Raw genomic sequence first — 9,994 nt, forward strand, 5'->3', positions numbered from 1 at the left:
CCTCACCATCTACACTCATCTCATCCACGCCTTCCCCCTTCATCCCCATTATTTTTTGTTAAGCACACCTTTTCGTATCTTCGTTTGACCCGTCAGGGGAAGACCCATGGGAAGGGGGACCCCGGCATGCGCCGGAATCCCAAACTCGTACCGACGCCGGGGATCCCGACGTTCGGTACCACGCTCCGCCTGATCAGGGAAGATCAGGACCATACTCGCCATACTGCGGCCAATCTGCACGGCATCAGCTCGGGGTATCTGTTCTCGATCGAGTCCGACGCCAAGAAACCGAAACTCGAGACGATTTCCAAGATGCTCGAGGGATACAAGGTCGGAGCGCTGCTCACGCGGCATCTGCACGAACTCCGTGCTCCGGCACTGCTTCTCCCGACATCGGACAAGCTGTGCCAGCAGGTGCGCGGCCACGACGACTGGATGCAACACCTCGACGACCTGCAAGAACGACGCACACTTGCGGCGTATGTCGATCCGTTTTGGAACATATTGGCTTGCAACGAGACCTGGCTCGCGGCACTGCCCGGGATCGAGGAAACCCACTCGATCGCACGGTGGATCTTCAGCGCCGTCGCGAAAGAGGTTTTCGTGCAATGGGAACGCGAGGCCGCCCACAACGTCGCCTACGACAAGGCGATGTTGGGGCTGTTCCGCCACTCCGCCCAGGCCCGTGACCTCATCGCACATCTTCAGTCCCACCCCGACTATCGCCGACTATGGGCCGCCAGTATCGACGTCAACTACGGTCGCGACACCGACGATCTACTGCACCAGCGCGATCCCACCAGCGGCACACTGACCTCCTATCGGCTGAGCATCGCCCCGATGGACGAATCATCGACTGTGCATTTGGTCACAGCGATAGCAAAACCGTACTCCGGCCCACCATTCAACTCTCGCTAACCATGTGAGGAAGCGCGATCGGGGACACGAAATATGTGACCAACCGCGAACTTGGTCATTGCTTCAGCTAGCCGCACCCAATGTCCAGCAAACCCGCAGTTTCGATCGCGATGCCTCGCCACATCGGGACAATGGCGTCGCCAGCCTCCCTTCGTTCTCCCAATGGATCGAATTTGCTCGCACAACAGGAGATATCAGAATTCGACAACCGGAGTCGGATCCGTACGTAATCGAGGAAGTGTATCGATTGGTCTCGGTACTCAGACTGCGAGGACTATCGGCGCTCGGCCACCGGCGGCGTGGAGGGTGCGGCCGTCGCCCGAGAGGCGGCTGCCGCACCGCGGCAGAGGATAGACAGCGATGACCACAGGCTCAATGGATTCGTCCCCCTCCTCCGGTTCGGCCGCATCCAAGTTGCCCGAGGCCACCTACTCGATCTCCGATGGTGCCCATGCACTGCACAAATCCCGCCGCTGATACGAAGAAGAGCCGAAGGCTGGCCGCTCGCCCGGCCTTCGAGCCGGTCGAACCCGGTTCCTAACCGCTGATGACATCGAGGCCGCGCTGGAACTCACCCGCCGACCAATCACTTCGGTAGGCCGACGCCGATCAGCACCCGCAGCGACGCCTTCGGATTCCACACGACCACCACGGCGGCGTACGGCACAACGCCGCCGCACACCGCCGCGAAACCACCAACCGTAATCGCCCGGTCCGTCCACAACCTTGGGTACGTCGGATCCGGCAGTACGGCAGTCCGGTGCCCTATGCGGTCAGTACGGCGACCAGGAAGTCGCGTGCGGTGCTGGAGGCTTGCTCGAACTTGTCTTCGTACACCGCGAAGTGCGGGCCCGAAATCAGTTCCAGTTGTTTGGGTTCCAGCGCTTCGGCGTAGCTCGCCAATGCGATTTCGGCGGGTGCCAAGGTGTCCTGGTCGGCGACGATCATCAGCAGCGGTGTCGGAGAGACCCGGCGCACGAACGATTCCGGCGCGTAGCTCTGGAATTTGTCGATGCTGGACACGGTGACCTCGTTGCGCCAGGTCGGCACCTGTGGCCCGTTGGCCATCAACCACTCGTACGCCTCGAGGCCGGGCATGGCGACCATGTCGGTCGGATCATCCGACGCCGCTTTGATCGTCAACGGCGGTTTCCCTGCCGCGCACGCTTGGCGATCCGCGGCGATGGCCGCGTGCATCAAGGGATGGACGACGCTGGGGACCAGGCTGCGGAAGTTGGCCCACCCGTTGGTGGTCGGCACCTGAGAGACCACCGCGCGTACCCGCCGATCGGTCGCCGCGACCACCAAGACATGACCACCGGAAAAGCTCGTACCCCAGACACCGATGCGGGTCGGATCGATACCGTCCAGGGTCTGGGCGAAGGTGATCGCGTCGCGATAGCCCTCGATCTGCGCGGGCGGGTCGACCTCGAAACGCGGTTCCCCCTCGGAGGTGCCGAATCCCGGATGGTCGTAGACCAGACATGCCAGACCGGCCTTACTGAATACTTCGGCGAACGGGGCCACCCACTCCTTGACTCCGGCGAAACCATGGGTCATCACTACCAGAGGCACCGGTCCCGACACATCCTCCGGTCGGTACAGCCACCCCCGAAGTATCGTTGCCCCACTTGAGAACTCGATATCAACACGCATCTTCGGATCCCCTTCCCAAGAACTTCCTGCACCTTGAACGTACGGCGTGTACTCGCCGCTGTCGCATCAATCGCTGACATCGCTGGTCACGGCGGGTGCCGACGCAGCAATGCCGCAATGCCGCGCACGGTATGTTCGCGACCTGGGGCGTGGCGACCCTGTTCGACGTGTGAGACGAAAGGATATCGGGCCGCCTCGCCACAATCGCGCGTCGGTTGCCGGACTGAGCTGACCAGTTGTGTGCGGGCGGGAGCACTGGCGATGGGACACCTGATTGATCAATCCGCACTTGCCGCGGCCCAACGCGTGGTCGCGATGACAGTTGTCCGGGTCGAGTGACGGCTGGAGCGGATAGCCGCGAACGCGAGTCACGGCCGACTCTGATGTCGGGATAATCGAGGTATGGATGATGACTCGCTGATGTCGCACCGGCAGCGGGCACTGCTAGTGGCCGTGATCGACGCGATCGAGAATGACCACGAGGTCCACCGCGCCGTCGCGGCACGCCTTACCCCGCCACCCTCGATCGACGATACCGACACGGTGCTGCGGATCCTGGACCTTCCGACGGTCCGCTATCAACGCGGCGAACCCGCCCGGGTCGTCCTCGCGCGCATCCTCGACGTACTCGAGGCAGCGGCCGAGGGCGAGCAGTACATACCGCCCGGTGGCGGCGAGGACCACTACTGATCCGCACCGCCATCTGTCGAACAGCACGGGCGCCGCGAACCGGTGTTCTGCGGCCAGTCTGTGGTCATACCCGATCTGTCGCTACGAGATCAGCGGCCGAGAGTAGGTGTGCCGCGATTTTGCACGCTTCCGCGGAGGTGACACCTGTCCGGGTGCCACCCAGCGACACCACCAGATCCAGCTCCCGCCCATCCTCACGGTCGAGGACGCACATCTCGACTTCGATCGGGAATCCCGACAAGGTCGGGCCCGACGCTACGACCGTCATCGGTTCGCTGCGGTGAATGATCGCGTCATCGATGTCCACCACATCGGGGCTGGTATGCGAGACACACCATGGCGGACACACACCGGCGGTCAATGGCGTCACCGACCACAGGTCCGCGCCCCGGACGAGAATATCCGCCACTGCCCGAGCCTCGGCGACTGTCAGTTCGGCGTTGTATCCGTGTGGATCGACCAGATCGATCACGGTGTGACGTTGCCCGTCCATGTCGTGCGCATTCATTTGCACGAAAATTCGCACCTCGACACCGACCTCGACGATCTCCTCGATCGGAACCGACAACTCGTGCCCGTAATGCGCGCCCCCGTGTCCTGGCTCGTCCGGATCGGGACCACGGTGCACGACACACCACGACGGGCAAGCAAGAACGACGACCACAATCACTCCCCAATATCATCCGAAACCGGGACCTCCCCTGATCCAGGTCCCACCGCCACCCACTCCAACCCCGAACGGGCTTGCTCACCGGCCCGAGCGTCCGACTATCAACAGCACACACAGTCCTGAGCTGGCGGTCTGTCGTTGCCAGGCCGAGTAGTCCTCGAGCAATCCACCGGTAATACACCGATTCCTCCCCAAGGTGTCCCCGAGTTATGCACAGCAATCCCCCGTCGAACTCCGCGTTATCCACAGTGTTGTTCACACACATGCCCTGACCGGGCGAAAAGCGAAGTTGCGCATGTGGATTCCTCGAGGAATCCCTGTGGACTCCTCGAGGAATCCACAGATTGCTCCACAGTCGGTCCCGCCGCCCGACACTATCCACCCGCATACGCCGACCATGTGGATAGCGGGAGCGGTGCGGCCCCTGGCGGAATGACCCACAGCCGCACGATATTTCTCCACGACACCGCGCGAAATCCGCCCCGTCGACGAGAAGAATGCCATACTTGAGGGTTGCGCGATCGCAGACCCCCGCTGACTCCCACGTCAGCGCGTACCGGGTCCATCGCCAGCGCCGCGAGATGCGATTCGCGCCCGAGTCATCCTTTCCGAAAGGAAAACCCTTCCCATGACCAACCCGCAAAATCCGCATGCGCGCCGTGCGCTGTAGACCGCCCGCGCACGCTGGACTTCGGCGCTGTGCGCAGTCGTACTACTCGCGGTCGGCGGATGCGCCGCGAACGACAGCAGCGCCGAGCAAGAAAAGGGAGCCCACGCCACGGCATCCCTGGATGATCGCCCCTCCACCACTCCCACCACGGAAGCGGGTACTGGTCCGCTCCCGCCATTGACCGCACCGCAGCCAGCTGGCGCTGGCGTCAGCGTTGTCTACGAGATCATCTCCGACACCCCTACCCTGCCGTCGGTGACCTATGTCGATGGCAACTCCGCGATGCAGCAACAAGCACCCGCTACGGCGCCATGGACGAAGAAGTTCGTCAACAACTCGACCTACGTCATCCTCGGCGTGAGTGCACAAACCGAAGGAACCTCGGTCACCTGCCGCATCGCTGTGGACGGGCAGATCGTCGATGAGAAGACCGCCACCGGCAAGTACGCGCTCGTCATCTGCGCCGGACCTTCCTGACGTGTAGCGACGCCGAAACCCAGAAGGGCCTGTGGCCCGAGTGCACAGGCCCCTCTGCGTCCGACGAATCATCCCGCGGCGATCACGGCAGGATCGAGCGGAAGTTCGTGAGGTGCTGTGTTGTCCGTCATCCCCCGCTCCTGCCCGCACTCGGCGAATCAACCCGGGAAGTGTCGGTGGCATTCAGAGTTGTTCGTGGGCGGTGAGCAGCAGATGGTCCAGTCGGGTGCGGGTGTGGGTGTCGGCACCGCCGAAGGTGCGCATGTCGGCGATGATCTTCTCGGCCAGGACCCGCAGTTTGGTGTTGGTTTCCTGTGAGCGCCAACGCAACACCTGGAATGCCTGATCGGCGTTGATGCCGTAGATGGCCATCAATACGCCCTTGGCCAGGTCGATCACCTCACGGGCAGCGACGATCTCCGGCAACTGTTCGTCGATGGCTTCGCGTCGATCGGCGGCGAGGGTCTCGGTGACATCGATGTAGAAACCGGCGGTGCCGACCACCGTGCCGTCGGAGTCCTTGAGCTGATCGCCCACGACCAGGACGTGACGCACACCGCCGGTGGTATCGATGATGCGGTGACGGCTCGAGAACGGCAGCCCGGTCGTGATGACGGTCCTCAGCGTGTCGGCGACCTCATCGCGGTCGTCGGAATGCTTGTGGGCCAGCAGTAATTCGGTGGTCGGCTCGACCTCGCCGGGCGTGTAGCCGTGCAGGACAGCGACCTCATCGGACCATTCCCACCGCTGATCGGCGAACCAGAACCGGAATCTGCCGGTCCGCCCGGAAAGGCCCTGCTGCTCCCGTTCGACTGACTTGCTCTGGTGCACGCACTCGATTATTTCCGAACCCGCCATCGGTCGACCAGAGCCCTGAGCCTCTATACCGGGGTTGGTCGATGACCTGCCACTGGGTGGCATAGTGGCGTCGAGGCACCGTCGGTCGTCTTCGCCGGGCCGGGCTCACCAATCACGTTCATCTGTACGCACGAATATATTGAAACGGATAGTTTTCGGCACCGATCCGCGACGGCCGACCGTGATCATTCCCGAGTCAAACCCGATGACAGTGAACACCGCCGGTTCCTCGAGGGAGTCGTGCGCTCCTTCGAGGAACAACGGCGTCCGGAGTCTACGGAGGCGACGGGCACATGTCGCAGTCGGAACCACCACTCACCGTCGGGACGTGTCCGGCGACCGCGTATCCGGCGCACTGGTGGATGACATCGGTGAGTTGTTCCCGATGTTCCCTTGCTGTGTGGTTCGCCAGCGCGTGTGCTGCGGTGATCGCTCGGGCGTATTCAATGTCGCGCCGTTCGATTTGTTGTCGATGTTCGGTGCGTTCGGTATCGAGCAGTGCACGGAGTTGTGTGTTCTCCACGACGAGGGCACGGTGTTCGGCGCGCACCACATCGCGTTCGCCTTCGGCCCGTGCCTGGGCGATGCGTGCCGTGTCGGCGATTTCGCGCATTTCGGTCGCAGTGGCCGCAGCTTCGTCGCATACGCGGTCCCACTCACGCTGGGCCGCCCTAACGCGTACGGCCGCTTGCTTCTCGGCGTCGGCGACACGGTGGCGTGCTTCTCGTGCGGTCGCTCGGGCCTCGCGCGCGGTGGCCAACGCCAGTCCTTCGACCTCGAGGGCTCGTTCGAGACGCCGTGCCATCTGCTGGGATGCTTGCTCGGCATCGGCTTGTGCTTGCTCGGCGACGGCGACGCGACGGTCGGCTTGGCGTTGGATTTCGGTGATCTCGCGATCGACAGCGGCAGGGTCGGTGAGTCGTGCGAACAGGTCGCCGACATCGCCAGCGACGGTGGCGAGTTCGCCACGTAGCTGGGTGTACCGGTCCAGGAGCGCGGCCAGTGCGAGGGCACCGTCGGTGACCGGCCGCGAGGACGGCTGTAGTGGTTCGTCGACGTCGCGGACCAACCGCATCGCCTTTTGCGCGGTATGGGAAGGGTTGTCGCAGTAACGGCGAGGTGCGCCGCGCTGGCCGGGAACTCGGGCAGGAAGAAGGCTGCCACAGCCCGGGAACTGGCACCGACCCGAGGACGAGGCGGGTGCCGTTGTCACAGCGTTGAGCATGGGGTTCCGATCCAATCCGATCTATCTCATTCCATTTCACCGGTACGGAATGAAATGGAATGAAATAGATCTCGTTCGACAGGGCGATTGGAGGCCGGTCAGGCGGCCAGGGCGAGCATGCTGACCCGCACTCGGGGCAGTCTGCTGGCGATGACCTGCGCAGCGGATCGACTGGCCTCGCGGTCGTTGTGCCCGTAGCGGCGGTCGGTGGTGGTGACCGACTCATGTCCGGCGTCGCGCGAGACGACGAACAGTGGTACCCCGTCCTGGAGCTTCCAGGAGATCCCGGTGTGGCGCAGGGTGTAGGGGCTCAGCCGTTTACCGCTCATCCGCTTGATCGCCGCACCGTAGGTCTCGAGTAGTTCCTCGGCGGGCAGCCCGCGCCACAGTGCCTTCTTCGTGAACAGGGTCAGGTCGCCACGCACCAGACCGTCCAGGCGACGCATCGCGGGCTGCCAGGCGTTCTTGTAGAACTGCGAGGCGGTGACTGGTGTTCGCTCACCGGTGTGGAACAGCAGACTGTCGGCGGACCGGTCCAGATCCAGTCGTGCCAATGTCTCGAACGGGATATTGACCGTACGGATTCCACGCTTGGACTTCGGTTTGCCGAGCTTGAGGCGGCTGCCGTCGTCCTTCCATGCCTTGTTGATCCGCACGGCGCCGGTCTCGGGATCCACGTCGCCGACCAAGAGTGCGCCGACTTCGCTGGGCCGGGCCATCGACACCAGCCCGAACTCCGCTTGGGGACGCCAGCGCTCGAGCAACAGATGCTCGAACAGTTCCCATTCGCCGTTCTCGAAGATGTCGATCTCGGCCGCGTCGTGGCGTGGCAGTCGTGCCCCTGCACAGGGGTTGAACGCCAGTAGGGGCACCGGCCTCTGCTCGACTGCCGCCCGCAGTGCGGCACTGAGGAAACCGTGCTTGTTCGCGATGGTCTTGGGCGCGTTGCCCTTGTCCTGTTCCAGATACACGATCCAGGCCGAGTCGGTGTCCTGGTTCACCGCATCCAATGGCGCACGGTCACCGAAGAACGGCACGATGTCGTTGCAGATGTACCGGCGGTACTTGCGTCGACCGTCTTCCTGCACACCGGTCATCCGGTCGACATAGCGGTTCAGCCACGTCGAGAGCAACATCACATCCGAGCCGCACGAACGTTTGGCTTCGAGGACCTTGACCGCCTCGTCGACACCGACCTTATCGGTGAGGTCGGCCCACCATTGGGCCTCGGCGAACTCGTCGAAGGTCTCCGAGGATTGGCGACGTTTGCCATCGACGTCGTAGGAGTAGTACAGAACCTGCCAGGCGACGCTACCGTCCTTACGGGGCCGCGGGCGGGGTGTTGAGGACATGCACAAGCCTTCCGGGAGTCGGAAGACGCATCGCACATGAGATATTGACCGCAATGATGCCACGCGGTCCGTTCCATCCTACCGGAACTGCCCGTGACCTGGCATTTGCTTGGAGCCGCCTGGGGGAATCGAACCCCCGACCCCACCTTTGATAAAGAACCGCAGGTCAGACGCGCTCTGGCGAGCCGGATCAGAGCTCAAAATCGCCTCCTGATGACGTTTGGCGTCATTTCGCTACAGGCGACGACAGAATTTGATGACACCATTCTCTGCCGCGAATCGCCACCGCCGCCCACCCACACCAACCAGATCATCAGCGAGTATCGCTTCCTTGTCTCACACGCGATCGCTTCTCGATATGGCGAAATCGTTGAAGATCAGCTTTCATTGATATGGACGGATCAGCGGGTTGAAATAGAGAATTGGAACCTCCATGCCTGCATCCAGTGATCCAAGCGCAGCGCCTACACCTAGCGCGTCGAAGTCCTCTGTTCCGGCATCTCAGTCACACCCATCGCACGACGGCGCACGTTCCCGAAATCGACAACCACCCCGTCAGCGTGAAAACCGCAGACCTCCTGCGAAGTCCCGCACCTCGGCGCGACGACCTGCGCCGAGGGCCAAGAAGGGCCGGTTGCACATCACCACCGAGGCAACCGAAGTCGTCGGCCAACGCGCCGAACAACTCGGAAGACTTCAGATACAGGCGATCAAGGATGTCCTCGAATGGTCGATCACGAAGCAGCGCTGAACGAGTTGCTCGCCGCCCTAACCGCGACGAGCCCCGACGCCGCGAATTCAGTCATTCGTGCCGCGTTCGTGGGACGGACATCCACCGAGGACAACCAGGACCCCACCCTGTCCATCCCCCGCCAAGTCAGCACCTGTCACACCAAACTCAAGTCACTGACGATCGAGGTCGCGATCGTCGCCTACTACTGGGACATCGAAACAGGACGCCTGGACCTCGACCGACGCGGGCACTCCGACGCACACCAGCGAATCGACGTTCCGACCCCACGTGACGGCGGCATCAGCGACCTGCTCACCGCCGCCGCGTCACCTGATCCCGGCTTCGATGTCGTCATCACCGAACACATCTCCCGCACCGCACGCGACACCCGCACCTCCATCGAGTTCGAATACCACCTCACCCGCCACGACATCCCCCTCTGGTGCGCCGACGAACCCATCGACCCCTCCACCACACAACCGACCGCCACCAACAATCTCCTCCGCGGCATGAATCGGATCGTTGCCGACTGGTACACGCGCAACCTGCTCGAACAATCCCGCGGCGGCACCATCGAACACGTCAAAGCCGGCTACAACATCGGCCGCACCCCCTACGGCTACCTCCCACACCGCATCCCCCATCCCGTCCCTGCAAAACGAGCACGCGGGCAAACAAAAACCATCCTCACCATCGACCCCGACACCGCGCCCATCGTCGCCACCATCTTCGACTGGCGCACCAC

General features: G+C 63.0%; 10 protein-coding genes. 6 read left to right on the top strand and 4 right to left on the bottom strand.

The features are described 5' to 3' along the window. Positions 1–918, top strand: a 918-nt coding sequence (locus tag JZ792_RS39530) for a helix-turn-helix domain-containing protein (RefSeq protein ID WP_216918012.1), incomplete at its 5' end; no start/stop codon positions are given. A gap of 765 nt (positions 919–1,683) precedes the next feature. On the opposite strand, the gene JZ792_RS39535 is transcribed toward JZ792_RS39530, so the two are convergent. Then, entirely contained in the window at positions 1,684–2,574 is an 891-nt protein-coding gene (locus JZ792_RS39535) for an alpha/beta hydrolase (protein ID WP_216918013.1), read from the bottom strand. Positions 2,575–2,976: 402 nt separating this feature from the next. Here JZ792_RS39535 and JZ792_RS39540 point away from each other — a divergent pair, with 402 nt between their 5' ends. Beyond that, complete coding sequence (locus JZ792_RS39540) at positions 2,977–3,264, top strand: hypothetical protein (protein WP_216918014.1); 288 nt, start codon at positions 2,977–2,979, stop codon at positions 3,262–3,264. Positions 3,265–3,328: 64 nt separating this feature from the next. Here the strand turns inward: JZ792_RS39540 and JZ792_RS39545 are convergent, their stop codons facing one another. Beyond that, the gene (locus tag JZ792_RS39545; protein ID WP_438804436.1) at positions 3,329–3,934 is read right to left on the bottom strand and encodes a DUF6907 domain-containing protein; all 606 of its coding nucleotides are present in this window, start codon (positions 3,932–3,934) and stop codon (positions 3,329–3,331) included. An 847-nt stretch (positions 3,935–4,781) separates the two neighbouring features. Between JZ792_RS39545 and JZ792_RS39550 the strand changes: the two genes are divergently transcribed. Then, positions 4,782–5,081 carry an MmpS family transport accessory protein gene (locus tag JZ792_RS39550; RefSeq protein WP_216918016.1) on the top strand — a complete coding sequence of 100 codons (300 nt, stop codon included), beginning with the start codon at positions 4,782–4,784 and terminating at the stop codon, positions 5,079–5,081. 183 nt (positions 5,082–5,264) lie between these two features. Here the strand turns inward: JZ792_RS39550 and JZ792_RS39555 are convergent, their stop codons facing one another. After that, positions 5,265–5,912, bottom strand: coding sequence for a PAS and ANTAR domain-containing protein (locus tag JZ792_RS39555; protein ID WP_308165633.1), 648 nt, complete (start codon positions 5,910–5,912; stop codon positions 5,265–5,267). A 355-nt stretch (positions 5,913–6,267) separates the two neighbouring features. On the opposite strand from JZ792_RS39555, the gene JZ792_RS39560 reads away from it, so the two are divergent. Continuing rightward, a complete protein-coding gene (locus JZ792_RS39560; protein WP_216918018.1) occupies positions 6,268–6,912 on the top strand; it encodes a hypothetical protein in 645 nt (214 codons plus the stop codon). A gap of 350 nt (positions 6,913–7,262) precedes the next feature. On the opposite strand, the gene JZ792_RS39565 is transcribed toward JZ792_RS39560, so the two are convergent. Then, positions 7,263–8,516, bottom strand: coding sequence for a tyrosine-type recombinase/integrase (locus tag JZ792_RS39565; RefSeq protein WP_216918019.1), 1,254 nt, complete (start codon positions 8,514–8,516; stop codon positions 7,263–7,265). A 93-nt stretch (positions 8,517–8,609) separates the two neighbouring features. On the opposite strand from JZ792_RS39565, the gene JZ792_RS39570 reads away from it, so the two are divergent. After that, positions 8,610–8,966 (top strand): hypothetical protein, encoded by a 357-nt coding sequence (locus tag JZ792_RS39570; RefSeq protein WP_216918020.1) that lies wholly within the window; start codon positions 8,610–8,612, stop codon positions 8,964–8,966. 276 nt (positions 8,967–9,242) lie between these two features. After that, positions 9,243–9,994: recombinase family protein (locus JZ792_RS39575; protein WP_216918021.1), on the top strand; the 752-nt coding region annotated here is incomplete at its 3' end.

Source organism: Nocardia noduli (assembly GCF_019038455.1).
Classification (GTDB): domain Bacteria; phylum Actinomycetota; class Actinomycetes; order Mycobacteriales; family Mycobacteriaceae; genus Nocardia; species Nocardia noduli.

Bases quoted from the DNA above. Each gene is read 5' to 3' on its own strand.
- JZ792_RS39535 (WP_216918013.1), bottom strand. From the start codon at position 2,574: ATGCGTGTTGATATCGAGTTCTCAAGTGGGGCAACGATACTTCGGGGG.
- JZ792_RS39540 (WP_216918014.1), top strand. From the start codon at position 2,977: ATGGATGATGACTCGCTGATGTCGCACCGGCAGCGGGCACTGCTAGTG.
- JZ792_RS39565 (WP_216918019.1), bottom strand. From the start codon at position 8,516: ATGTCCTCAACACCCCGCCCGCGGCCCCGTAAGGACGGTAGCGTCGCC.